This window comes from Burkholderia sp. AU19243, assembly GCF_018148075.1.
Lineage (GTDB): Bacteria > Pseudomonadota > Gammaproteobacteria > Burkholderiales > Burkholderiaceae > Burkholderia > Burkholderia latens_A.
Window position 1 is genome coordinate 24,029 of sequence record NZ_JAGSTV010000016.1, and the last position, 25,022, is coordinate 49,050.

23 protein-coding genes and 1 pseudogene are annotated in these 25,022 nt (G+C 66.5%); 9 read left to right on the forward strand and 15 right to left on the reverse strand.

Translation table 11 applies throughout. The annotated features are described in order from the left end of the window. Positions 1-100: 100 nt before the first annotated feature. The 6 genes from KDW55_RS24515 to KDW55_RS24540 form a co-directional block, all read right to left on the reverse strand. Positions 101-430: a hypothetical protein gene (locus tag KDW55_RS24515; RefSeq protein WP_069242307.1), complete on the reverse strand. Its 330-nt coding sequence runs from the start codon at positions 428-430 to the stop codon at positions 101-103. 243 nt (positions 431-673) lie between these two features. Beyond that, positions 674-1,408 (reverse strand): LrgB family protein, encoded by a 735-nt coding sequence (locus KDW55_RS24520; RefSeq protein ID WP_212161295.1) that lies wholly within the window; start codon positions 1,406-1,408, stop codon positions 674-676. Beyond that, a complete protein-coding gene (locus tag KDW55_RS24525) occupies positions 1,405-1,776 on the reverse strand; it encodes a CidA/LrgA family protein (RefSeq protein ID WP_069242469.1) in 372 nt (123 codons plus the stop codon). Before KDW55_RS24525 ends, KDW55_RS24520 begins: the two co-directional genes overlap by 4 nt. Before the next feature lie 274 nt (positions 1,777-2,050). Next, a complete protein-coding gene (locus KDW55_RS24530; protein ID WP_069242306.1) occupies positions 2,051-3,085 on the reverse strand; it encodes an alpha/beta hydrolase in 1,035 nt (344 codons plus the stop codon). Positions 3,086-3,152: 67 nt separating this feature from the next. Continuing rightward, entirely contained in the window at positions 3,153-3,578 is a 426-nt protein-coding gene (locus tag KDW55_RS24535; RefSeq protein ID WP_038571516.1) for an organic hydroperoxide resistance protein, read from the reverse strand. 230 nt (positions 3,579-3,808) lie between these two features. Continuing rightward, positions 3,809-4,375: a TetR/AcrR family transcriptional regulator gene (locus tag KDW55_RS24540; protein WP_038571511.1), complete on the reverse strand. Its 567-nt coding sequence runs from the start codon at positions 4,373-4,375 to the stop codon at positions 3,809-3,811. Between the two features lie 272 nt (positions 4,376-4,647). On the opposite strand from KDW55_RS24540, the gene KDW55_RS24545 reads away from it, so the two are divergent. Then, entirely contained in the window at positions 4,648-6,501 is a 1,854-nt protein-coding gene (locus KDW55_RS24545) for an ABC transporter ATP-binding protein (protein WP_059544836.1), read from the forward strand. A 198-nt stretch (positions 6,502-6,699) separates the two neighbouring features. After that, on the forward strand, positions 6,700-7,872 hold the full coding sequence (locus KDW55_RS24550; RefSeq protein WP_038571500.1) for a porin: 1,173 nt from the start codon (positions 6,700-6,702) through the stop codon (positions 7,870-7,872). Positions 7,873-7,943: 71 nt separating this feature from the next. On the opposite strand, the gene KDW55_RS24555 is transcribed toward KDW55_RS24550, so the two are convergent. From KDW55_RS24555 to KDW55_RS24565, 3 genes are all read right to left on the reverse strand, one after another. Then, positions 7,944-8,417, reverse strand: a complete 474-nt coding sequence (locus KDW55_RS24555) for a hypothetical protein (protein WP_038571497.1) — start codon at positions 8,415-8,417, stop codon at positions 7,944-7,946. 154 nt (positions 8,418-8,571) lie between these two features. Continuing rightward, a complete protein-coding gene (locus KDW55_RS24560; RefSeq protein WP_038571492.1) occupies positions 8,572-9,039 on the reverse strand; it encodes a hypothetical protein in 468 nt (155 codons plus the stop codon). A 36-nt stretch (positions 9,040-9,075) separates the two neighbouring features. Then, on the reverse strand, positions 9,076-9,738 hold the full coding sequence (locus tag KDW55_RS24565) for a hypothetical protein (RefSeq protein WP_059544838.1): 663 nt from the start codon (positions 9,736-9,738) through the stop codon (positions 9,076-9,078). Positions 9,739-10,459: 721 nt separating this feature from the next. Between KDW55_RS24565 and KDW55_RS24570 the strand changes: the two genes are divergently transcribed. Together KDW55_RS24570 and KDW55_RS24575 are read left to right on the forward strand one after the other, a co-directional pair. Continuing rightward, the gene (locus KDW55_RS24570) at positions 10,460-11,614 is read left to right on the forward strand and encodes a branched-chain amino acid ABC transporter substrate-binding protein (protein ID WP_038571485.1); all 1,155 of its coding nucleotides are present in this window, start codon (positions 10,460-10,462) and stop codon (positions 11,612-11,614) included. Between the two features lie 88 nt (positions 11,615-11,702). After that, positions 11,703-12,005 (forward strand): hypothetical protein, encoded by a 303-nt coding sequence (locus KDW55_RS24575; RefSeq protein WP_038571482.1) that lies wholly within the window; start codon positions 11,703-11,705, stop codon positions 12,003-12,005. Between the two features lie 334 nt (positions 12,006-12,339). On the opposite strand, the gene KDW55_RS24580 is transcribed toward KDW55_RS24575, so the two are convergent. Next, entirely contained in the window at positions 12,340-15,429 is a 3,090-nt protein-coding gene (locus KDW55_RS24580) for an FAD-binding and (Fe-S)-binding domain-containing protein (protein ID WP_212198061.1), read from the reverse strand. A 151-nt stretch (positions 15,430-15,580) separates the two neighbouring features. Between KDW55_RS24580 and KDW55_RS24585 the strand changes: the two genes are divergently transcribed. Continuing rightward, the gene (locus KDW55_RS24585) at positions 15,581-16,471 is read left to right on the forward strand and encodes a LysR substrate-binding domain-containing protein (protein ID WP_059544846.1); all 891 of its coding nucleotides are present in this window, start codon (positions 15,581-15,583) and stop codon (positions 16,469-16,471) included. Positions 16,472-16,493: 22 nt separating this feature from the next. Here KDW55_RS24585 and KDW55_RS24590 read toward each other — a convergent pair whose 3' ends face one another. Next, entirely contained in the window at positions 16,494-17,345 is an 852-nt protein-coding gene (locus tag KDW55_RS24590; protein WP_059544847.1) for a LysR substrate-binding domain-containing protein, read from the reverse strand. 106 nt (positions 17,346-17,451) lie between these two features. Here KDW55_RS24590 and KDW55_RS24595 point away from each other — a divergent pair, with 106 nt between their 5' ends. Then, positions 17,452-18,099, forward strand: a complete 648-nt coding sequence (locus tag KDW55_RS24595; RefSeq protein ID WP_069242302.1) for a LysE family translocator — start codon at positions 17,452-17,454, stop codon at positions 18,097-18,099. A 174-nt stretch (positions 18,100-18,273) separates the two neighbouring features. Here KDW55_RS24595 and sfnG read toward each other — a convergent pair whose 3' ends face one another. Both sfnG and msuE read right to left on the reverse strand, forming a co-directional pair. Next, positions 18,274-19,377: a dimethylsulfone monooxygenase SfnG gene (sfnG, locus tag KDW55_RS24600; RefSeq protein WP_038571464.1), complete on the reverse strand. Its 1,104-nt coding sequence runs from the start codon at positions 19,375-19,377 to the stop codon at positions 18,274-18,276. A 35-nt stretch (positions 19,378-19,412) separates the two neighbouring features. Beyond that, positions 19,413-19,973 carry an FMN reductase gene (msuE, locus tag KDW55_RS24605; protein ID WP_212161297.1) on the reverse strand — a complete coding sequence of 187 codons (561 nt, stop codon included), beginning with the start codon at positions 19,971-19,973 and terminating at the stop codon, positions 19,413-19,415. A 166-nt stretch (positions 19,974-20,139) separates the two neighbouring features. Here msuE and KDW55_RS24610 point away from each other — a divergent pair, with 166 nt between their 5' ends. Further along, positions 20,140-20,763, forward strand: a complete 624-nt coding sequence (locus KDW55_RS24610) for a hypothetical protein (RefSeq protein ID WP_212161298.1) — start codon at positions 20,140-20,142, stop codon at positions 20,761-20,763. Positions 20,764-20,899: 136 nt separating this feature from the next. Here KDW55_RS24610 and KDW55_RS24615 read toward each other — a convergent pair whose 3' ends face one another. Both KDW55_RS24615 and KDW55_RS24620 read right to left on the reverse strand, forming a co-directional pair. Continuing rightward, entirely contained in the window at positions 20,900-22,219 is a 1,320-nt protein-coding gene (locus tag KDW55_RS24615) for a collagen-like triple helix repeat-containing protein (RefSeq protein WP_212161300.1), read from the reverse strand. A 436-nt stretch (positions 22,220-22,655) separates the two neighbouring features. Further along, a pseudogene (locus KDW55_RS24620) lies at positions 22,656-23,159 on the reverse strand (substrate binding domain-containing protein); the annotation flags it as partial. A 31-nt stretch (positions 23,160-23,190) separates the two neighbouring features. Between KDW55_RS24620 and KDW55_RS24625 the strand changes: the two are divergent. Both KDW55_RS24625 and KDW55_RS24630 read left to right on the forward strand, forming a co-directional pair. Next, a complete protein-coding gene (locus tag KDW55_RS24625) occupies positions 23,191-24,000 on the forward strand; it encodes a type 1 glutamine amidotransferase domain-containing protein (RefSeq protein WP_212161301.1) in 810 nt (269 codons plus the stop codon). A gap of 56 nt (positions 24,001-24,056) precedes the next feature. Then, a complete protein-coding gene (locus tag KDW55_RS24630) occupies positions 24,057-24,851 on the forward strand; it encodes an SDR family oxidoreductase (protein ID WP_212161302.1) in 795 nt (264 codons plus the stop codon). The last annotated feature ends 171 nt before the right edge of the window (positions 24,852-25,022 follow it).

Consider the following 25,022-nt stretch of genomic DNA (forward strand, 5'->3'; position numbering starts at 1 on the left):
CACGCGAACGAACGGCGCCGGTCGAACCCGGCGCCGTTTTCCATCGAGCAGACGGCGGCCGTTGCCGCCGCCTGCGGTCATCGATGGCGGTTAGCTGCGGTCACTGACCCGATGCCGGCGCGGCCGGCGCCGCCTTGGTCGCTGGCGTCTTTTCCACCGCGTTCTGCGGATAGTTGCTCTGGTCGTTCGTCAGCCGGTAGCCGCTGCCGGTCCCGATCGCCTTCAGATCCTTCGCGTGGCGCGCGCGCGCCGCCTTGCGGGCGGCTTTCTTCTGCGCCTTGTCGAGTTGCTTCTGCGTCGGCGCAGATGCCGAATCCTGCATCGGCGCGGACGCCGGATCCTGCGCATATGCCACCGGCACGGCGGCCGACAGCAGACCGAACGACACCGTTACTGCCATTGCCACCGAAACCGCCCGAGACTTTTTCATGGCGGGCTCTCCTTGTCGATTGTTGGTTGTGGGTCGAACGCCGGCGTGCGACGACGGCGCCGACCCAACGTTAGCCGATCGCCGCGCAAATGTCCGTGCGGCTTCCTGAATTCTCCTGATAACGCGTGCGATACGTCTGCGGCCCGCGCATTGACCGGCCGGCGCCGCGGGCAACCCGGCGCGGGCGCCATCAGGGAAACCGATAGCATCCGCACGCGCGCGCCGTCCGGTGTCCTGAACCGCTCAGATCCAGCGCGACAAAACCGGCAACAGGATCGGCACGATGAACGCTGTCAGTACGCCGTTCAGCCCCATCCCGAGCCCCGCGAACGCACCGGCTTCCTCGCTGACCTGGAACGCGCGCGCGGTGCCGATCCCGTGCGACGCGACGCCAAGTGCGAAACCGCGGACCGCCGCCTCGTCGATGCGCAGCGCGTTCAGGATGCCGCGCGCGCACACGGCGCCGAAGATGCCGGTCGAAATCACGAGCCCCGCCGTGAGCGACGGAATCCCGCCGATCGCTTGCGCGACGGCCATCGCGATCGGCGTGGTCGCCGATTTCGGCGCGAGCGACGCAATCGTCTGATGCGACGCACCGAAAAGCGCGGCGATCCCGACCGCGGAGACGATCGCGGTCAGCGAGCCGGCGAACAGCCCGACGAGCAGCGGCACCGCCGCACGCCGCAGCTTCGACCACTGGCGATACAGCGGCAGCGCCAGCGCGACGGTTGCCGGACCGAGCAGGAAGTGCACGAACTGCGCGCCCTCGAAATACGTCGGATACGGCGTGCGCGTAATTGTCAGCAGCACGACGATCAGCGCGACTGAGATCAGCACGGGGTTCGCGAGCGGGTTGAAGCGCGCTCGCGCGTAGACGCCTTGTGCGATCAGGTATGCGATCAACGTGATCGTCAGGCCGAGCAGCGGCGTCGCGGCGAGATAGACCCATATCGCGCCGAGTTTCGGAAAGGCCGTCATTGCGTGCCCTCCGCCGCGCCGCCCGCACGCCGCTGCCGCCGCAGCAGCGCGCGCGTGACGAGCGCGGTGACGGCGATCGCGAGCGACGTGCTGACCGCCAGCGCGACGACGACCGCCAGCGCATCGCCACGCACGCGATCGGCCGACACCATGATGCCGACGCCCGCCGGCACGAACAGCAGCGACAGGTGACGCAGCAGCTCGAGCGCGGTCGGCTCGATCGCGTCGGCCACGTTGGGGCGCAGCATCACGAAGCCGAACAGCAGCAGCATGCCGATCACGGGGCCCGGCACCGGCAGCGCGAACAGATAGGACACACCTTCCCCGAGGCACTGAAAGGTCAGCAAGACCGCGAACGCCTGCAGCATGAAGCACTTCTCCCGAACGTGGCCGCGCCGGCGTGCAGCCGTGCGAGCGATGGGCCGGCAGCCCGCGGCGCCGGCATTGACGATACGCGGGATCGTACCAACAAACGAAACGGCGCGGCCCTGACCGCGCAAGCGCACGGTGGCGATTCGATCGTTTCGATGCAGCCGAACGGTCGCGTTTCGTCGCAACGCGCGTTCCAATGCAAAAAGCGGCGGGCCCGCGCCCGCCGCTTCATCGTTTGCATCCGAAGCTGTTCGAATACCGCGCGAGGTCTTACTTCAGACGCGTCGCGATCTCGTTTGCCATCGCCTTCATCGCGGCCTTTGTCGGCGCATCGTCGGCCAGCGCATTGAGCAAGCCGAAATCGTGGATCGTGCCGTCATAACGCGTCGTCGTCGAATCCACGCCTGCCGCATCGAGCTTGCGGCCGTACGCCTCGCCTTCGTCGCGCAGCACGTCGAACTGCGCGACCTGGATCAGCGCCGGAGGCAAGCCCTTCAACTGCGCGGTGCTCGCACGCAGCGGGGATGCGTAGATGTCGTTGCGTTGCGCTTCGTTCCTGGTATACGCGTCCCAGAACCACTTCATCATCGGCCGCGTCAGGAAGTGCCCTTGCTGATACGCGTTGTACGAACCGGTTTCGAAGTTATGGTCCGTAACCGGCCACAACAGGCCCTGGAAGCGGATCGCCGGGCCGCCCTTGTCCTTCGCCATCAGCGCGACGACAGCCGCCATGTTCCCGCCGACGCTGTTGCCGACGACGGCAAGGCGGCTGCCGTCGACGCCGATCTCCGCGCCATGCGCGGCCACCCACTTCGTCGCCGCATACGCCTGGTTGATCGCAACCGGGTAGTGCGCTTCCGGCGACGGCGTGTAGTTCACGAACACCGCGACCGCACCCGACTGCACGACGAGATCGCGCACCAGGCGCTCATGCGTCGGGAAGTCGCCGAGAATCCAGCCGCCGCCGTGGAAGAACATGAATACCGGCGGCGTGCCCGTCACGCGCTGCGGACGCACGATCGTGATCGGCACCGACAGGCCATCCTGCTCGATCGTCCGGGACGACACGTCGATGCCCGACAGATCGACCTTCACGCCGCTTTGCGCATCGACCAGCACCTGCCGCGCCTTCGCGGGGCTCAGCGTTTCGAGGCCGGGCCCCTTCTGGCCGTTCAGCACGGCGAGGAATGCGCTCGTCGCCGTATCGGGACGGACGGCTTCGGCACTGCCCGCGAAAGCGGCGGGCGCCGCGGACAACGCGGCTGCAACGGCGGCGGCGATCAGCAGCGGCTTGACGATCTTCATGATGAAACTCCTTGGCTCAACCGGTAAATGCAATGAATGACGGTGGATGGGTTCGGACTGCGTGCGATCAGACGAGCGTCAGCGTGACGTCGATGTTGCCGCGCGTCGCGTTCGAATACGGGCAGACGACGTGCGCGCGGTCGATCAGCGTTTGCGCGGTGTCGCGGTCGAGGCCCGGCAGCGAAATCTTCAGCTCGACTTCGATGCCGAAGCCGTTCGGGATCGCGCCGATGCCGACGCTGCCTTCGATCGACGCGTCCGCGGGGATGGCGATCTTGTCGCGGGCCGCGACGAACTTCATTGCGCCGATGAAGCACGCGCTGTAGCCGGCCGCGAACAGCTGCTCCGGGTTGGCGCCTGCGCCGCCCGCACCGCCGAGTTCGCGCGGCGTGGTCAGCTTCAGGTCGAGACCGCTTTCCGGCACGGTCGCACGGCCGTCGCGGCCGCCGGTGGCCTTTGCATGAGCGCGGTACAGCACTTTTTCGATCGACATGATCAGACTCCTTTTCAACGATGAGTGAGTGAAACAGCCTTCCAACCCGGGATCGCGCGCCGACGGCCGCGCCGTTGGCATCACGTTGTTTATCTACTCATAGATAGATAAACATCCCTAAAAAATGCGGAGGTTCGAATCCCTCCGCGCCATTCGTCGATCTATCTACTCAAAGATAGACTATTAATCCCACTAAAAGGCGGCGAACCGCCTCACTGCTTGCCGATCGGTCAGGACCGGGTTTTCCAGACGGCCTCGACATCCTCGAGACGCGCCCGCGCATGAAACAGCCGACTGGCCAGCACACTGCCCTGGAACGCCGCGTACAACGTGCGCGCCGCCGTTTCCGGCTTGCCGCTGAACTGCAGCGTGCCTTCGTTCGCGCCCTGTGCCAGCAATTCGGCGAGCCAGTTCTCGTTGGCCTTGAAGAATGCCTGCACCGCCTGCCGCACGTTCTCCGGCAACGATTCGATGTCGGCCGCCAGCATTCCGCACAGGCAGATCTGGTTGCCGTCGCCCAGCGTTCGCCCGAACAGCTTCGTATACAGGCTCAGCTTCACGTCGGCCGGCAACGCCGGATCGATCGACCGCATGGCCGCGAGGACGTCGTCGCTGTATGCCGACACTGCTTCCAGCACGAGATCGTCCTTCGACGGGAAGTAGTAGTGGATGCTCGACGTCTTCACGCCCACCAGATCGGACAGGTCTCGATAGCTGAAGCCGTTGTAACCGCGCAGCATCATCAGCGTGATTGCGTGGTCGAGAATCTGTTCGCGGACGGTCGATTTCGTTTCCATGGATCGAACTTTATCTACTCGTAGGTAGATAGTCAAGCGATTTTTTCGAGATCAGGTGAAAAAGCCTGCGCCGTTCGGCACCGGCGTGGAGACCGCGCTTACAAGCAGCCTGCAGCGCACTCGAATCGGTGCGACACTCCCAGCCGGACGCCACGCCCGCCGCCATTTCGGGCAACGCAGCCGCATGCGCGCGAGCTGATCGCGACTGCGACGCGCTCGCCGAGCAACGCCGGGCCGGTAGCGTCGCCGGTTCGTTCAAGGAGAAAGGTTCAATGTTTTCGTGGTTTGAACGGCGTTTGCCGACATTCCCGCTCGAAGACCCCGTCACGCCGCCGAAGGGGTTCTTCTCGTTCGTCTGGGCGTGCACGAAAGGCGCGCGCGGTTGGATCCTGCTGATCGCGCTGACGTCGGCCGCGCTCGCCGCGTACGAAGCCGCGCTGTTTGCGATGATGGGCCGCGTGGTCGACTGGCTCTCGTCGGCGACGCCGGCCGACTTCGGCGTCCGCCATTTCGGCACGCTCGCCGGCTTCGCGGCGATTCTCGCCGGCAGCGCGCTGCTGATCGCGCTGCATACGATGGTCAAGCACCAGGTGCTGGCGATCAACTTCCCGATGCGGCTGCGCTGGCTGTTTCACCGGCTCATGCTGGACCAAAGCCTGTCGTTCTATGCGAATGAATTCGCGGGCCGCGTGACGACCAAGATCATGCAGACCGCGCTCGCGGTGCGCGACGCGCTGTTCATGTCGGTCGACGTCGTGATCGGCGTCGCCGCGTATCTGATCGGCATTCTCGCGCTCGCCGCGAGCTTCGACTGGCGGCTGATGATTCCGCTCGTGCTGTGGGCGCTCGGTTACGGCGCGGCCTGCGCGTACTTCGTGCCGCGCCTCGGACGCGTCGGCAGCCAGCAGGCGGATGCGCGCGCGCTGATGACCGGCCGCATCACCGATGCGTATTCGAACATCACCACGGTGAAGCTGTTCTCGCACACGCGCCGCGAAGCCGACCACGCGCGCCGCGCGATGGAAGCGTTCAAGGTCACCGGCGATGCGCAGATGCGGCTCGTCAGCGCGTTCGAGATCGTCAACCACCTGCTGTCGACGCTGCTGCTGGTCGGCTCGACCGGCGTCGCGCTGTACCTGTGGCTGCACGGCGACGCGAGCGCGGGCGTGGTCGCGGCCGTGATCGCGATGGCGCTGCGGCTGTCGAGCTATTCACACTGGATCATGTGGGAAATGACCGAGCTGTTCGAGAACGTCGGCACGATCCAGGACGGCATCAACACGCTGACGAAGAAGCGCAGCGTGGTCGACGCGCGCGACGCGACGACGCTCGCTGTGCCGCGCGGCGAAATCGTGTTCGACAACGTGCGCTTCGCGCACGACGACAACGACACGCCGGTGTTCGACGGGCTGAATTTGACGATCCGGCCCGGCGAGCGGATCGGCCTGATCGGCCGCTCCGGCGCCGGCAAGTCGACGCTCGTGAACCTGCTGCTGCGTTTCTACGACGTGGACGGCGGCGCAATCCGCATCGACGGGCAGGACATCGCGCACGTGACGCAGGACAGCCTGCGCGCGGCGATCGGGATGGTCACGCAGGACACGTCGCTGCTGCACCGGACGATGCGCGAGAACATCCTGTACGGCCGCCCCGACGCGACCGAGCACGAAATGCGCGACGCGGCCGTGCGCGCGGAGGCGTCCGACTTCATCGAGCGCCTGCGCGACCGGCACGGGCGCAGCGGCTACGACGTCGAGGTCGGCGAGCGCGGCGTGAAGCTGTCGGGCGGCCAGCGGCAGCGAGTCGCGATTGCGCGCGTGATGCTCAAGGACGCGCCGATCCTCGTGCTCGACGAAGCGACGAGCGCGCTGGATTCGGAAGTCGAAGTCGCGATCCAGCGCAGCCTCGACAGCCTGATGAGCGGCAAGACGGTCATCGCGATCGCGCACCGGTTGTCGACGATCGCGGCGATGGACCGGCTGATCGTGCTCGACGAAGGCCGTATCGTCGAGGAAGGCACGCACCTGCAGTTGCTGCAGGCCGGCGGCATTTATGCGGCGCTGTGGGCGCACCAGAGCGGCGGCTTCCTCGGCGAGACGGCGGAAGCGGAAGGGGCGGAACAGTGACGCGCGCCGAGGCTTCGGGTGGGCCGTGCGCCGCATGGCCCCCGAAGCCGCACGATGCCGGCCCGGTTGCGCGCGCAACGATACCGCGGCCGATCCTGGCCTGATAACGATTCGACAATTTGTTGGTTCCCTTAACGATGCGCGATCCGTATCGTTCACCGATTCGTCAGACTTGTCGAACAACGGGGGAATCCAGCAATGAAACGAATCCGGTCACTCGCGCTCGTCGTCGCGCCTGCCGCGCTCTGCGCCACCGGCGCGCACGCGCAAAGCAGCGTCACACTGTACGGCATCGCCGATGCGGGCATCGCGTACGTGCACAACGCGCAAAACGCCAATGGCAGCAACGCGTCGAATCTCGTCAGGTTCAGCAGCGGCAACCTGTCTGGCAGCCGCTGGGGGCTGCGCGGTATCGAGGATCTCGGCAGCGGGCTATCCGCGCTGTTCCAGCTCGAGAACGGCTTCAACCTCGGCACCGGCGCGCTCGGCCAGGGCCAGCGAGAATTTGGCCGCAAGGCCGTCGTCGGCCTCGCGAGCAGCTCGTACGGCACCGTAACGCTCGGCCGCCAGTACGATCCGGTCGTCGATCTCGTGCAGGGCCTCACCGCGGACAACTATTTCGGCGGCGTGTTCGCAACGCCGGGAGACCTCGACAATTACGACAACAGCCTGCGCGTCAGCAATTCGGTGAAGTACACGAGCCCGCTGATCTCGGGGTTCCAGTTCGCCGCGCTGTACGGCTTCGGCGGCGTCGCGGGTGCGACCGGCAGTGGCCGCACGTACAGCTTCGGGCTGAGCTACGCGAACGGCCCGCTGTCGCTGGGTGCCGGCTACTTCTTCGCGAACGGTGGCTCGACGGTCGCGAACGGCGTGCGTACGTGGTCGAGCAGTTCGGACACGCTGTTCAATACCGTGATCAACCAGGGCTTCTCGAGTGCGAAGTCGATCCAGATCGTGCGCGTGGCCGGCCAGTACGTAGCCGGACCGGCAACCGTCGGGATCGCGTATTCGAACACGCAGTACGGCGCGGACGCCCTGTCGGCCTTCACGCAGAATGCGAAGTTCAACACCGGCTCGGCGTTCTTCAACTGGCAGTTCTCGCCGGCGTTGCGCGCGGGGGTCGGCTACAACTACACGTCGCTGACAGGCGCGGCTTCCGCGCACTACAACCAGGTGAACGTCGGTGCGGACTATGCGCTGTCGAAGCGCACGGACCTGTATGCGCTGTTCGGCTACCAGAAGGCAAGCGGCAACACGCTGAACGCGAGCGGCGCGATCGTGAAGGCTGCGGCATCGGTCGGTTCATATGGCGTGAACTCGGGCACGGATACGCAGGAGCTCGCGGTCGTCGGCATCCGCCACAAGTTCTGACGAACCCCGGGCATCGCGCTGAACCGGCGGGCGCGCACTGCGTGTGCGTTCGCCGTCCGCTTCGCCCCGCTTCAATGCCGTCGCATGCCGCCGAACCCGTGAGCGCCGGTGAAGGCCGGTTCACGATGAAAGCCCGCGCCCATCGGCACGCCGATACGGCCGCGCACACCGCCTTCGAAATGACCGGGATGATGACCGAAGTGGTCGAAGTGATGCCGGCGATGAAAGCGGTCGATGAAGACGAAACGCCCGCCCGTGCCGACGAAAACCGCGGGCCCCCAGTACCACGGATCGGTATACGGATACGCGGTGTCCGGGTACCACACGATGCTGCCGTCCGCGGCCTGCACCATTCGCCACGTGCCATCGCTTTGCCGGCACGCTCGCCCGACGACCTGCTGCTCGGCGCCGTCGATTTCCGCCTGCATGACGACCGCCCGGCAGGTCGCGCCATCATCCGTCGAGTCGTCATACGTTTGCGCCAGGACGCTCATCGAACAACCGACGCAAACCAAACCCATCCCGAACCGAAACAAGCCGCACATGATCGGCTCCTGCTTTGATGCCCCGGACCGCTCGACCCTTCGCGTGATTGTCCGCATACGCTTCGTGCAGAGTCACCCGGCCAGTAAACGATAGAACACGCCGGGTTATTCCGGGGGTCGGGTGGTGCAAGCGCGGCGCGCAAGCCGCCGGCGATCATCCGGGCGTTACGCACCGCACGCCGCAGTACACGCCGGCCGCGGTCGCGCCGAAGACGACGTGTGCAACGAGCGTGATCGCGCCGCGCGCGTCAACGAACCACGGAAAGATCGCCGTGAATGCATGCAGGTTGACGCCATACAGCACGAGACCGAATACGCCGCCCGCGAGCAGCGCGGCGCCGGAGGACAGATTGCGGACCAGCCTCGCGAGCACGGCAGCGTAGGCAAGCGACAGCGCGGCATGCACGAGCGTCGCGACGCTCATGATCGCCGGATCGAAGCCGGCGGGAGCGCCAAGCACCCGTCGTCCGATCACGAGCGCGGCGGTCATGCGTGCATCGCGAAACAGATTGTGAATCGGGTCTTCGCCGGCGAGCGGCCAGAGCAGCAGTTCGATGACGGTCGATCCGACGGCCGCGCCGAACGCCGCCAACAAAACCGGGATCGCACCATTGCGCTTCACGTGCCGCCTCCGCGATCACAGGCCGCCGTGCGCGGCTTACAACGGACGTTCGCAGTCCGTCCAGTATGCGAACGGATCGCGATGTTTCGGGTAGTGCTCGTCGAGCCATTTCAGCAGCGTCGCGCGTGCGTTGTCGAGGTCGGCCTTCGACGACGACGTCGTCAGCTCGTGCACTTCGACGGACTTTTCCCGATCCATCACGTAGCAGTTCCAGTCGGGGCCGTCGAGATCCGGATCGTCGGACGCCTTCGACGACTTGCGCCAGCCGGCCCCCTTGCGCGCATCGATGTAGTAGCGCGGATGCACTTTCAGATACGACATCTCGCCGCCCTGCAGGCTGCTTTCCGCGCGCAGCACGTCGCGTTCGTCGACGATCTGCGTGACTTCCGGCAGCCGGCGCGAACGCCACCCGGCCGGCAGCGTCGCCGATGCGCGCACCGCATCGTATGGGCCCCACGTAAGACCCCAGGCCTCGGCCATGCGCTTCATGAACGCGTCCGCGCCCGGATAGCCGCGCAGCTGGATTCGCGTCGACAGCGTGACTTCGACGCGCCCGTCGGCGCCCGCGGCGTCGCCCGCCGCTTCGAACGGATTGCCCGGACGCGACGACGCACGCTGCTGCGCGTCCGCGGGCGCCATGCCCGAAAAAAGCTGGTCGAGCGCGGCACGCGCTTTCGCCGACTTGTCTGGTCTATTCATTCCTCATTCCCTGTGCATTCGAACGGCTCGAAACCCTCGATTCTCGCTCATCTTTACGATGTTCCGGTTTTCCGCGCACGCATTGTCGGCGATCCACCCTTCCCGGTCGAGCCGCAACAACGTCCAGGCAGCCGCGCTGCGCCCGCGACATCCATCGGGGAAGCCCCGTCACGATGGATTCAAGTCGCCCCGTAATCTGCAAAGCAGAATACCTGCGTCACCCGTTCGCGCCCGCGCCAATTCGCCGGCGCCGCGGGATATGACCGTTAGTTGCATCAAAAGCGTGACGGCTGCGTCTCGGCGTTGCGATCGACGCGGCCGCGCGCGCCGGTCCGCAAGTGTGCAGACGAATCGACCGAACACTTCGCGATTGATTGCATCGCACTGTCCATGGTCAGCGGCATCCGCGCCGCCGAATAATCGGTGCGATCGGCGATGCGAACGCCGCGCGACGGCACGGTCGAACGCAGAACCGCAGCACGAGCGCGTCAAATTTGCGCAAGGCTACGTAATTCGCGGCAGCGGCGGCAAGCGCGTTCGGATATATTCATACGATTGCGTGTCGTCAGACGAAATCGCCCGCGCCCGCGCCCGGGCGCCGCGCGACGGCACGCGAGCCGAACCCGTCACGGGTCACGGGGGCTCGTTCGGCAGCCTGGGCGCGTCACGAGGGCGCGGCAGCCCGGACGGTACGAGAACTATCAATCAACGGAGATGGCAGATGGAACGAAGCACAGTCGGCATGCGCTGCAAACCCCTGGTCACCGTCGCACTGGCAGCCGCCGCATTCGCGGCCGCGTCGGGCGCGATGGCCGACCAGGTCGTGAAGATCGGCAGCGTCGAACCGACGACGGGTGGCATTTCGCACCTCGGCAAGGACAACGAGAACGGTGCGCGCCTCGCGGTCGAGGAAATCAACGCGAAAGGGCTGACGATCGGCGGCAAGAAGATCACGCTGCAGCTCGACGCGCAGGATGACGCGGCCGACCCGCGCCAGGCGACGCAGGTTGCGCAGAAACTGGTCGACGACAAGGTCGTCGCCGTGATCGGTCACCTGAACTCGGGCACGTCGATCCCGGCGTCGAAGATCTACAGCGATGCGGGCATCGTGCAGATCTCGCCGTCGGCCACGAATCCGACGTACACGCAGCAGGGCTTCAAGACGACCTATCGCGTGGTCGCGACCGACGCGCAGCAGGGCCCGGCGCTCGCAAGCTACGCGCAGTCGAAAGGCGTGAAGAGCGTCGCGGTGATCGACGATTCGACCGCGTACGGCCAGGGTCTCGCGAACGAGTTCGAGAAGAAGGCGAAGGCGCTGGGCCTGAAAGTGCTGTCGCACGATGCGACGAACGACAAGGCCGTCGACTTCCGCGCAATCCTGACGAAGATCAAGGGCGAGAACCCCGACGCGATCATGTACGGCGGCATGGACGCCACCGGCGGCCCGCTTGCGAAGCAGGCGAAGCAGCTCGGCCTGCGCGCGAAGATCCTGTCGGGCGACGGCGTGTGCACCGACTCGCTGGCCGAACTCGCGGGCCCCGCGGCGGACAACGTGCTGTGCTCGCAGGCGGGCGCGGCGCTCGAGAAGATGCCGGGCGGCGCTGCGTTCCTCGCGAAGTACCAGAAGCGCTTCAACCAGGGCATCAAGTTCGATGCGCCGTTCGCGTACGACGCGGTCTACATCGCAGTCGACGCAATGAAGCGCGCGAACTCGACGGACCCGGCGAAGATCCTCGCGGCGATGCCGTCGACGAAGTACGACGGCGTGATCGGCACGACGACGTTCGACGCGAAAGGCGATCTGACGCACGGGGTCATCTCGATCTACGGCTACAAGACCGGCAAGAAGACCTTCCTCGACCAGGTGAAGATGTAATTCCCGGCGATGCCGGCCCGACGGGAACGCCACCCGTCGGCGCCGGTGCCGCGCGGGGCCGATTCAAGCTTTTCGGAGACGAAGCGACATGTGTGCGATGGCGTATGCGGAATTTCAACAGGAGTTGAAGAAAGCGCAACTGACGGCGCGCGAATTCGCCCGGCTGATCCGGATGAACGAAAGCTCCATCACCAACTATTCGAGCAAGGGCACCGTCCCTTCGCACCTCGCGGTCATCGCGACGCTGATCGGCGCGCTCGCCGCCCACGAAATCGATTTCCGGCACGTGATCGGCAAGACCGGCATCGAGCCGAAGCGCCCGCGCGGCGTCGGCGCGTTTCCCGCGGCAGCCAAGCCACGTTCCGCGAAGCGCCGCAACGGCGATTCGTGAACTTCGCGGCCGACGGGTCCTGCCGTCGCTCTGGCGCGCAACCCTCTGTACGCCGCGCGGCATCACGCGGCTTGCGTCGGGAATAACGGCAAGCCGGGCCTGAACTGCGCGAAGCACGCAGTCGATACGGGCCATGCGATCGCCACCGATCGTATCGGCATCCGGTACGCGTCGGGCAAACGCCCCCTCTTTTCCATCGGCGCCAGGTTGCACGCCTTCAAGCGATCGATGCCGCGAATGCCATCGGCCAGGTTTGCGAGTTCGCCGCGCGCGCGGAAGACATGCCGCATTCAGCGTCGCATACCGCGCGGCGACCAGCGCGCGCACGCCGCGATCAGGCTGCGCTCGTCGCGCTGCCCGGCCGCGCGCCCGTCGCACGCACGTGATCGAGCAGCGCCTGCAGCGGATGCCGCAGTTGCCGCGCGGACATGCGCTTTACCTGGCTGCGACACGAATAACCGGTCGCCAGCGCTTCTCCGTGCTCGACCGGCGCGTCGACGTGCGCGGCCCACGACTGCGCGTAAATCGTGCGCGACGTCTGCAGGTTGCGCGCCTCGTGCCCGTAGGTGCCCGACATTCCGCAGCACCCGGTCTCCTGAAGCGTCAGCCGCAGCCCGCGGCGCGCGAATACCTGCGCCCATTGCTTGCCGCTGTCCGGCGCGTTGGTCCTTTCGGTGCAGTGCGGCAGCAATCGGTACGTTGCGGACGGCGCACCGACACCCGCGCCCGCGCCGGTTTCCGGCAACGCATCGACCAGCCACTCCTGCGGCAGCGCGACCTTCGGCACGTCGGCGAGGCCCGTCACCTTCAGATATTCCTGCCGATATGTGAGCGTCATCGCCGGATCGAGGCCAACGAGCGCGACACCGGGGCGCGCGAGCGCGGCCAGCTGCGTTGCGTTGCGGATCGCGACCTGCTCGAACGCTCGCAGAAATCCCTGCACATGCAGCGCCTTGCCGTTCGGCGCGAGCGGGGCAAGCCACACCTGGAAGCCGATGCGTGCGGCGAGTTCGATCAACGTCGCAAGCTGCTCGGTGTCGAAGTGGCGCGTGAACGTGTCCTGCACGATAACGACGCTGCGCGCGCGCTGTGCGTCGGTCAACGCGGCGAGCGCGTGCGGATCGGCCGGCCGCACGTTCCATTGCCGGATCACGGCCGCGAGATCGAAGCGGCTCAACAGCGGGCTATCGACCATCCCGACGTACCGCTCGAGCAGCGTGCGCACCCACCCGGCGCGCATCAGCGCGTTGTACAGCGCGGGCGCGCGGGCCATCAACGGCATCGTGAATTCGAGCGAGCCGATCAGATAGTCGCGCAGCGGCCGCTGGTAGCGCTGGTGATACAGCTCGAGAAAGCGGGAACGAAACTCCGGCACGTTGACCTTGACCGGGCACTGCCCCGCGCACGACTTGCACGCGAGGCAGCCGGCCATCGCGTCGTACACCTCGTGCGAGAAGTCGGCAGCGCCGTTGCGCGCCGCGCGGCTGTTGCGCCAGCGTGCGGCGAAGCCGCGCACGAACGGTTGCCGCGCACGCGCCGCCGCGACGACGTCTACACCCGCCTGTCCTTGCAGACGCAACCATTCGCGCATCAGCGACGCGCGCCCCTTCGGCGACTGCACGCGCTCGCGCGTCGCCTTCCACGACGGGCACATCGCGTCGTCCGGATCGAAGTTGTAGCATGCCCCGTTGCCGTTGCAGTGCATCGCCGTGCCGTAGCTCTGCCACACGCGCTCGTCGATCTGCCGGTCATGGTCGCCGCGCGTCGGCACTTCGTCGATCTTCAGCAGCCGCAGCGCGGGCGCTGGCGGCGTCGCGATCTTGCCGGGGTTCAGCTGGTTGTGCGGATCGAACGCAGCCTTCAGCTGCTGCAGCGACGGATACAGCTCGCCGAAGAGTGCCGGCGCATATTCGGAACGTACGCCCTTGCCGTGCTCGCCCCATAACAGGCCGCCATGACGCTGCGTGAGCTCGGCCACCGCGTCCGACACCGGCCGCACCAGCGCGGCCTGCTTTGGATCCTTCATGTCGAGCGCGGGGCGTACGTGCAGCACGCCGGCGTCGACGTGGCCGAACATCCCGTATTGCAACCCGTGGCCGTCGAGCAGCGCGCGGAATTCGGCGATGTACGCCGCGAGGTTCTCGGGCGGCACCGCAGTGTCCTCGACGAACGGCTGCGGGCGCGCCTCGCCCTGTACGTTGCCGAGCAGGCCGACCGCACGCTTGCGCATCGCGTACACGCGCTTCACCGCGTCGTCGCCGGTCGCGATCGTATGGCCGAGCCGCTCGACGCTCGTATCGGTGCGCAGGTGCGCGACGAACGCGCGCACGCGTGCATCGACGTCGGCAGCATCGTCGCCGCAGAATTCGATCAGATTGATGCCGAGCGTCGGGCGCGCATCGTCCTGCGGGAAATACTCGGCCACGCTGCTCCACACGAAATCCTTCATCGCGAGCATCAGCACCTTCGAGTCGACCGTCTCGATCGACAGCGGCTTGAGTTCGAGCAGCGCGCGCGCATCGCGCAGCGCGTCCATGAAGCCCGCGTAGCGCACGTTCACCAGCACCGAATATTTCGGAATCGGCAGCACGTTCAGCTTCGCCTCGACGACAAAGCCGAGCGAGCCTTCCGCACCGCACAGCACGCTGTTCAGGTTGAAGCGGCCGTCCGGTTCCCGCAGGTGCGCGAGATCGTAGCCGGTCAGGCAGCGGTTGAGCTTCGGAAACTTCGCGTCGATCAGTGCAGCCTGCTCGTCGCTGATCCGGCGCGCGGTGCGATAGACCTTGCCGATGCGGTCCTGCCGCGCGCAGCGGCGCGCCAGTTCGTCGTCGTCGAGCGCGTCGCTGTGCAGTTGCTCGCCGCCCAACAGCACGAAGTCGAGCGCGAGCACATGGTCGCGCGTCTTGCCATACGTGCAGCTACCCTGCCCGCTCGCATCGGTGTTGATCATCCCGCCGACGGTGGCACGGTTCGACGTCGACAGTTCCGGCGCGAAGAAGAGCCCGTGCGCCTTCAGCGCCGCATTGAGCTGATCCTTGACGACACCCGGCTGCACGCGCACCCAGCGCTCTTGCGCGTTGATTTCGAGGATCCGGTTCATGTTGCGCGACAGGTCCACGACCACGCCGTCGGTCAGCGACTGTCCGTTGGTGCCGGTGCCGCCGCCGCGCGCGGCCACCGCGACGTCGCGGTGCGCGGGTTCGGCGAGCAGGCGCGCGAGCAGCCGCACGTCGTCCGCGTGCGCCGGGCAAACCACCGCTTGCGGCAAGCGCTGGTAGATCGAGTTGTCGGTCGCCTGGACGGTCCGGTTCGCATGGTCGACCCGAATCTCGCCGGCGAACCCGGCGGCGTGGAGCGCCGCGAGAAAATCACGGTAACGGCCGTCGGGCGGGCTGGCGGGACGGGGCAACGAAGCAATCGACATGGTTGAAAGCGCAAGGTGGAGAAGCCGGCGTGCGGAGCCCGTCAGAACCATGAGTTTTGAGCAAGATTCCGCTGAGCCCGGAAATCCAGTATCTTGCGAATCCGGGCGCCAAACAAACGAATTCTGCTCCGGCAAAACTTGCATAAAACTCATGAATTACCGTCACCTGACCCCGTCGATGTCGCTGCTGCTGGTGTTCGAGGCCGCCGCGCGGCATGAGAGCTACACCCGCGCGGCCGACGAGCTGGCGCTGAGCCAGAGCGCGATCAGCCGGCAGGTGCAGACGCTCGAAGATCAGCTCGGCGTGCCGCTGTTTCGCCGCGAAGGCCGGTCGGTGAAGCTGACCGAAGTCGGGCGGCGCTACTTCGTCGAGCTGAGCGGCGCGCTTGGCCGCATTCGTGGTGCGACACTGCAGGCGATGTCGCACCAGGCCGGCGCGGGCACGCTGCGGCTCGCGACGTTGCCAACCTTCGGCTCGAAATGGCTGCTGCCGCACCTGCACGGCTTCTACGCCGCGCATCCGGGCGTGACCGTGCACCTGCATTCGCGGATCGGCGGCATCGATTTCCATACCGACGATCTCGACGCGGCGATCACCGTCGGCACGGGCGATTGGCCCGGGCTGCACGCGCACCGGCTGTACAACGAATTCCTGATCGCGATCGCGAGCCCGGATGCTGCCGGGCGGCGCAAGGCCGACTCGCACGCGCCGTCATGGGCTGCCGGGCAGACGCTGCTGGGCGTGACGAGCAACCAGCACGCGTGGGCCGAATGGTTCACGCATTTCGGTCTCGACCATCGCGACATGCGGATCGGCCCGAGCTTCGAGCTGACGTCGCATCTGATCCAGGCCGTGCGGGCCGGAATCGGGATCGGCCTCGTGCCGAAGGTGCTGGTGGAAGACGAGCTGAGCCGCCGCGAGCTCGTCGCGATCGGCGACGCGATCACCAGCCAGCGCAGCTACTACCTGGTGTATCCGCCCGAAAACGCTACGCTGCCGTCGTTGGCGGCGTTCCGGGAATGGCTGCTGAAATCGTGCTGATGCGCCGGTGCATGCAGCGCGCTCATGCGCGCCATTCGCCGAGAATCTGCTCGGCAAGGTAGTCACACGGCGGGCGCGCGGACTGCGCGCTGCGCGCGAGCACCACCTCGAGCTCGCCAAGCGACGGCAGCCCGTGACTCTCCGACAACTGCAACAGGTGATCGGGCACGCAACAGCGCGCGAGCGGCGCGACCGCGAGGCCGGCCTCGACCATGCTGAGCAGCCCGAGAAAGCTCGGGCTTTCGTATGACATCCGGTATGGAATCTTCCGCCGGTTCAGCGCCTTGACCGCGTGATCGCGCGCCATGCTGCCGCCGTGCGTGAAAAACGCCACCGGCAGCGGCCGTTCCTGCCACACGTCGCGTTTCGGCGAGCCAGCCCACACGAGCGGTTCCATCCGGATCAGTTCGCCCGTCACCCCCTTGATCCGCGTGAGGCATGCGAGGTCGACCGTGTTGTCCTTCAGCATCGGCACCAGCGCACTGCTCGGTTGGCCGATCACGCGCACTTCGACGCGCGGATGCATCGCGGCGAACTTGCCGAGCACCTGCGGCAGCAGCGACGATATGTAATCGTCCGGCACGCCGATCGTCACGCGGCCGCGGATCTCCGGCCGCACGACCGATGCCCACGCCTCGTCGCGCATCGCCAGCATCCGGCGGCCGTATTCGGCGAGCGTGCGGCCGTCGTCGGTGGCGGTCACGTTGCGCGTGTCGCGGATGAACAGCGGCTTGCCGAGCGAATCCTCCAGCGCCTTGATCTGCATGCTCACCGCCGACGGCGACCGATGCACCGCCTGCGCACCCTGCGCGAACGAACCGGACTCCGTCACGGCCACCACCATCGCCAGCACGTCGAGATCGAGCTTCTTCATCGCATTCAGAAAATCTGATCAATCGATTCAGTTTATCCCGTTTTACTGTTCGCCTCCATGGCCGGACAATGAATGCCATCGACGTTCACTACAGGAAGCGACAATCATGCCGACCTCCGGCTCGCTCTATGGATTTCTGATCATTGGCGGCATGCTCGCGGTCACGCCCGGGCCGAACATGGTCTACGTGATGTCGCGCTCGATCGCGCAGGGGCGCACCGCCGGGCTGATTTCGTTGGCGGGCGTGATGGTCGGTTACCTGTTCTACATGTTCGGCGCCGCGTTCGGAATCACGACGCTGTTCCTGAGCGTGCCGCATGCACGCACTGCGCTCGGCGTCGTGGGCGCCGCGTATCTGCTCTATCTCGCATGGCAGGCCGTGCGGCCCGGCGGCCGTTCGCCGTTCGACGTGAAGGCGCTGCCGAGCGAGCACCCGCTGCGGCTGCTCGCAATGGGCGCGACGACGAGCGTGCTCAATCCGAAGCTCGCGATGCTGTTCGTGTCGCTGTTGCCGCAGTTCATCGATTACAGGCACGGCAGCGTGTTCGGCCAGTCGCTGCTTCTCGGTTCGCTGTTGATCGCCGCGTTCGCTGCGGCGAACGGGTTCGTCGCGATCTGCTCGAGCGGCATCGCGACGTTCCTGCGGGCGCGGCCGGCGCTGCTGCTCGCGCAGCGATGGGCGATGGGCGCGGTGCTCGGCGGCCTCGGCATGGAAATGCTCGTCGATGCGGCGAAAATGGCGACGATTGCGTAACGCGGAACGCGCGCCGACGCGCGGGCGACCAGCGCTCTGCACGCGCCGCGTGTACGTCATGCGGTGAGGTTGCGAACGTAGCCGGGTAGCGATGCGCGTCGCCGGCCGTGACGTTCGCATGATCGAGCGGACCGCGGCGCGCAGCGACCGGCGGCAGCGCGCAGCCGAGTCGCCTTATGCGGCCACCGTCTGCTGTTGCGCTTCCAGCTCGCGCACGAGCGGCAGCACGCGCTTGCCGAAGTACTCGACTTCCTCGATGAAATGCAGAAACCCGGCGAGCACGAGGTCGACGCCGATCGCCTTCAGCGCGACGATCCGTTCGGCGATCTGCTGCGGCGTCCCGATCAGGTTCGTGCGGAAACCGTCGTTGTACTGCACCAGATCCTCGAACGTGGACTTCGCCCAGTTGCCCTCGCCTTCCGGCGAAGCCTTGCCGGCCTCCTTCACGGCATCGCCGAATGCATGCACGGCCTCGACGTGCGCGTGCCGGATGATGTCGTCGAGCACGGCCCGCGCTTCGTCCTCGGTGTCGCGCGCGATCACGAACGCATTGACGCCGATCCGCACGCGATGGTTGTTCGCGGCGGCCTTCGCGCGAATGTCGTCGATCTGCGCCTTCAGGTTCTCCGGCGTATTGCCGTTCGTGAAATACCAGTCGGACACGCTGGCCGCGTTGTCGCGCGCCGCACGCGAACTGCCGCCCTGGAAGATCTCCGGATGCGGCTTCTGCACCGGCTTCGGGCTGAGGGTGTAATCGTTGAACCGGTAGAAGTCGCCCTTGAACGTGAAGTTGTCCTGCGTCCAGATCCCTTTCAGCGCCTGGATGAATTCCTTCGAGCGCCGATAGCGTTCGTCGTGCTCGAGCCACGGCTCGCCGATCGCGGTGAACTCGCCCTTGAACCAGCCGCTGACCACATTGATCGCGATGCGTCCGTTGGAAATGTGGTCGATCGTCGCGAGCTGCTTCGCGACCACGGCCGGATGCCACGGCCCCGGCAGGATTGCGGCGAGCACCTTGAGTTTGGTGGTCGCGTGCAGCAGCGCCTGGCTGAACGACACCGATTCGTGCTGGTATTCGGCGCCGTAGCCGGCCGTGAACCGGATCTGGCTCAGCGCGTAATCGAAGCCGGCCGCCTCGGCGGTGCGCGCGAGCTTCTGGTTGTATTCGAGACTCCAGTCGGTACGCTGTTCGATCGTGCTGACGACGAGGCCGCCGCTGACGTTCGGCACCCAGTACGCGAATTTGACGCCGTCGGCTGATGGTTCGTGAATGCTCATGAGGGCTCCTGATCGAATGGAGAAACGAAACGGCGCTACGCGGCCACGGCGGCGGGCGTGCGCGGCTGCAGTTGCGGCACCGCGCGCTCGACGGCGAGCGCGATGCGCGCACGCAACGCGGGATTGACGATTTCGTACCGGTCGAAATCGCTCTCCGACGCATACACGCCGATCGGCAGCGTGCGCGCCTGGAAGAAGCTGAACAGCGGACGCAGCTGATGGTCGATCACGAGCGCGTGGCGCTCGCTGCCGCCGGTAGCCGCGAGCAGCACCGGCACGTCGACCAGAGACTCGTGATGCACGAGGTCGAACAGATGCTTGAAGAGCCCGGTGTAAGACGCGCGATACACGGGACTCGCGACGACGAGCACATCGGCCGCCTCGATCGCGCGGATCAGCGCGTCGAGATCGGGAGGCACCTGAGCACGCTTCAGCGCGCCGGCCAGCCGGCCGCCGATCTCGCCGAGTTCGATCAGCCGGGTGTCGACCGGAAGCGCGTCGCCGAGCGCGGCGACAATCGCGTTCGTCAGCGCCAGCGTGCGCGACGGCCGCTGCAGGCCGCCCGAGATGGCGACGACGTTGAGGGTGTGGCTCATCCAATGTTCCCGTTGACGAGTGGCGCGGTATCGCGCCGGTGGCGTGTCGGGTTCGCGACGACGGGCGCCGCGTTCCGGCAGCTGCGTGCTCGACAAAGTGTTCAGTGTTTTGCGCCGAACGGGAAACATCGATTTCTGATAACGAAAGTACGATTGCTGCGCAGGCGTGCCGGCGTGGCGAGAACGGACCGCCGACATCCTGCCGCTTGCCCGGCACTTCTTCGACGAATACCGAAGCCGCGCCGGCGACGTGCCGCGCAGCATCGACACGGCCGCGGCGCGCCGGCTCGAAGCGCATGCGCGGCCCGGTAATGTCGGCGAACCGCAAAACGTGATTCGGCACGCACTGCTGGTGTGCCACGACGACGCGTTGCGGGATACCGACCTGACCTTGTCGGCGTCATGCGCGCCGGTCGCGGCTGAAGGGGTGTGCGCAAGCCGCTCTGGTAGCGCTCGAGCAGATGCTGTGCGCACTGTGCGGCGGCGCGCACGAGAGCCTGCCGAACGGATCGAGGACACGGTGACGCGCGTCGCATTCGAGCTCTGTCACCGCAACGAGGTCCACGCCGTACGGTTGCCCGGGATCAGCCGCAACGGGCTGCGTGCGCGCCTGATTCGTTCGAAGGTGATCGCGGCGGTCAACCAGGGGCAGCGCGCGTCCGGGATGCGATCGCGAGCAGCGGCGCCGGTTCACGGCGATTCTTCTGCGCGCGTCGGCACCAGCACGAATGCGCTCCGCATCCGCGCCGTGCTGCTCGTCGCGGCGGCCTTGTCGGATCCAGCACGATAGTGGCGACGGGAAAACCCGAGCGGTCGGGATGCTAGTGCCCGCCGCTCGGTGCAGCGAACCGCGAACGTCAACGGCGAGCGATGAACGGCGCGCAGCACACCGCACGCCGCCCTACCGCTTGCCGTTCCGTGCACCGTTACTTCGCGGCACCGCCGGTCACGCCGCCGAGCAGCGAGGTGAGCGGCGCGAGGGGATTCGCCGCCGGGCCCGCGCTCGATGCGCCCCCGGCCGCCGCACTGCCGAGCGTGCCTGTTACCGCCGACACGAGGGTCGTCACGGGCGCCAGCGGACTCGCCGCGCCCGCACCGGCAGCACCGCCAAGCGAGCCCGTGACAGTGGACACGAGATTGGTCACCGGCGCGAGCGGGCTCGCCGCGCCCGCGCCGGCCGTGCCGCCGATTGCGCCGGTCAGCGATCCGAGCGGTGTCGATCCGAGTCCCGACAGCGCGCCGCCGAGCGGCCCCGACGCAGCCGAACCGCCTGCCGGCGGACCATTTTTCACGGTCGTGACCGTCGCGCCCGCAACGCTCACGATCAGACCGGGAATCGGTGCCACGCCGTTCGGACCGTAGTAGTTGACCAGTCCGCCCGCGTTCGTCACGGTGTCGCCGATCGCACCGACGAGCGCGCCTGCCGCCGCGGCAAGCTGGCTCGCAGGGCCGACCGCCGGCTGCGTCGGAACCCCCAGTCGCCAACCCACCGTCGACAGCGCGCCGCCGACCTGTCCGAGAAGATGGCCCACCGGTTGCCCGAGGCCCGTCGTCGCGCCGATCTGCTGCGTCGCCTGGCCGGCCGTGATGACGAGCGGCGTGACGGCCGAGCTGACCCGTTGCGTGACTTGCTGCACCGGCCCCGACGATAGCGCCGAGCCCAGCGTGCCGCCCGCGGCGCCGAGGCCGCCGGCCACGGTGTCGAGCACCGCGCCGACCGGTGTCGTGACGGGCGCGAGCGGCGCCAACGGTCCGGCACCGAGCGCGCGGACGGTCTGCGCGAGGCCCGTCACGGGATTCGCGGTCACGCTGACGACGTCGCCGAGGCCGGCCACCGTCGTGCCGACCGGATTGGCGGTCGAGCCGATCTGCCCGAGCCCGTCGCTGAGCGCGTTTGTCGCGGCGCGCGTGATCGTGCTGACGCTGGCAATCGTGTCGCCGGCGCTGCGCGTCACGCCGTTGCCGAGGCCCGGCAGCGTCACGTCGCCGACGATCGAGCCGGTCGTGACGGCAAGCGCGCCCGCCGTATTGACGACGCCTCGCGTGCCCGGCGTGCCGGACGTGCCGCTCGTGCTCCAGCCACCGTCGCTCACGCCACCCGATCCGGGATTGTTGGCGGTAACTGTCGTGCCGCGGGTATTGGCGGACGTGCTCGACGGCGCGGTGACGTCGCTGCCGCCGCAAGCGGTCAGCACGCCGGCAGCGGCCAGCACCGCGGCGGACGTGAGAATGCGGGTTCGATACATGATGGTCTCCTCGCGGTCCGGGCAATGGAATGTTCGATTGAGGACCGGGAAACGAGCAGCACTATTCATGCCATGGATGTGCACGGCCCGGCAACCCACACCGCCGGCCCAAGCTGCACGTGCTCACGCGCCGACCGTCCGCGACCGGGGCCGACTCGTTTCGCGCCCATGAGCGGCGCCGTTTTCGTTACATTCGTGCTACGAATGCTTCGGTGTTACGTAACGTCGGTGGGCGCAGCGTCGTATCGTTGCCGCACCGCATGCCATCCAATGGCCGTTTGCACAGTGCGACCGCCATTGGGGCGATCGTGCAATGCATCGGCGAAGGTCCGTTGCGAGTCGGCAGCCGCTTTTCGCCGTCGCGAACGACTCGCCGTTCGCGGCCAATACGCCGGATCGGCCGATGCTCAATGCCTTTACTCAAACCATATCGCGGTCACGCCCCGGCCGTCGAAGTTATCAGCATATCGATCAAGTTCCGGGAGGCGGCCGACAGGCGTCGATGCGGCGCATAAATGACCGAGAACGGCCGTGTGCGGCCCCGCAGATGGGGCAGCACTTCGACGAGATGCCCGGCCCGGATCCGATCGTGAACGATGAAGTCATAGGTTTGACAGATGCCGGCGCCACTCTGCGCCATCGAAACGACACCAAGTACATCGTCGGACACCGCGACATTCGAAGACGGCAGCCAATCGATGTCTTGGTCGCCGTCACGAAACACCCACGGCGCGATGCGGCCGCTGCTGGGCAGCATGAACGGTAGACACAGATGGTGCTCCAAGTCGGCCACGGTTGCCGGCATGCCGGCGTGAGCGACGTACTCGGGCGATGCGACCAGGCACGGTGCCGCGTCCTCAAGCTTGCGCCCGACCAGGCCGCTGTCCGGCAATTCGCCCAGACGGATCGCCAGGTCAAAGCCCTCGGCCACGAGATCGACGCATTCGATTCGCAAGCTCGCCGTTGCGGCAATGCTCGGCATTGCAGCGTACGGCGCCCACGCGGCCAACGTGCTCGTGGTGTTGTCGGATTCCGATCACCTCGACCTGAAGGATGGCAAGGTCTTCGCGACGGGCTTCTACCTGAACGAGCTGATGCAGCCCGTGAAAGCGCTACTCGATGCCGGCCATCGGGTGACCTTCGCTACGCCGGAGGGCAAGGCGCCGACGATGGACGTCACGTCGGCCGACAAGATGTACTTCAACGGCGACGACAACGCAATGCGCGACTACCGGGCCTTGCTCGATCGGCTACATATCGCGTCGAGCGAGCATTCGCCGGTAATCAGCCTGTCGCGGGTGGAACAGATTGGATACGCGCACTTCGATGCCGTCTATGTTCCCGGTGGTCATGCGCCGATGCAGGATCTGTTGACCAGCCCCGCCGTGGGCAGATTGCTGGCCGACTTTCACGCCCGCGGCAAGACCACGGCGCTCGTTTGCCACGGCCCGATCGCGTTGCTGTCCACCCTGCCGGATGCACCGGGCTTTACGCGACAAATCGCGACGGGCAACACGGGCGACGGCGACACGAAATGGATCTACGCCGGTTACCGGATGACTGTGATCAGCAATGCGGAGGAAGAGCAAGCCAAAGGACTGCTCGGCGGCGGCGCGATGAAGTTCTATCCGCAAACTGCACTGCAACGCGCGGGCGGCATTTATAGCAGTAACACGGTGCCGTTTACCGCGCACGTGGTGACCGACCGTGAATTGATCACCGGACAGAACCCGGCCTCAGCGTTGGACGTCGCCGGCGAAATGCTGAAGCGGCTCAAGTAATGCCGTGCAACGGGCCGGCCATGCCGGTTCCTCGATGAATAAAGGAGAAGCAAACCGTGGATTTGCAACTTGAAGGAAAAACCGCGATCGTCACCGGCGCAACTGCCGGCATCGGCATGGCGATCGCGCGGACGTTGGCCGCGGAGGGCGTGGCCGTCACGATCACTGGGCGGCAACGGGACAAGCTCGACGCAACCGTCGCCGAACTCTCGACGGCAGCGCCACGCGGCAGCGTGCACGGAATCGTCGCGGACGTGAGCGACGACCGCGGCGTCGCGGAACTGATCGATGCCCAACCGGAAACGGATATTCTCGTGAACAATCTCGGCTACTACGAAGCGAAGCCGTTCGCCGAGATCACCGATGATGACTGGTTGCGAATGATCGACGTTAACGTGATGTCGGGCGTCAGGCTGTCGCGTCACTACTTTCCTCGCATGCTTGCGAAGAACTGGGGGCGTGTAATTTTCATGTCGAGCGAGGTCGGCGCGTTCACGCCGCCAGTCATGGTGCACTACGGCGTCAGCAAATCGGCTCAACTCGCGGTCTCGCGCGGATTGGCCGAACTGACGAAGGGGACCGGCGTGACCGTCAACAGTGTACTGCCCTCCGCCACGCGCTCCGAAGGCATCGTCACCTATCTTCGGCAAACCGCGCCTCGGCCCGGTATGACCGATGCAGAAATCGAAGCGCACTTCTTCGACACGTATCGTCCAAGCTCGCTGATCGCCCGCATGATCGAAGCCGACGAGATTGCCGCGATGGTCGCGTTGCTTGCGAGTCCTTTAGGCGCCGCATCCAATGGCGCCGCGGTACGCGTCGAGGGCGGGACCTATAGGTCAATCCTCTGAATAGCAGCGGCAATTCAGACTAGCGGCCCGTTCGTTGATCGGATATGGCCGCTTCAACGCCCGGGCATCCACCCCTCGTCTTGCACGACGTCATAGCTCCGGACCGAATAGGAGCGCGCCGCTCCAGGCAAGGGCTTGTCGTTACCGCTACGACGTCACCAACGACCGCTA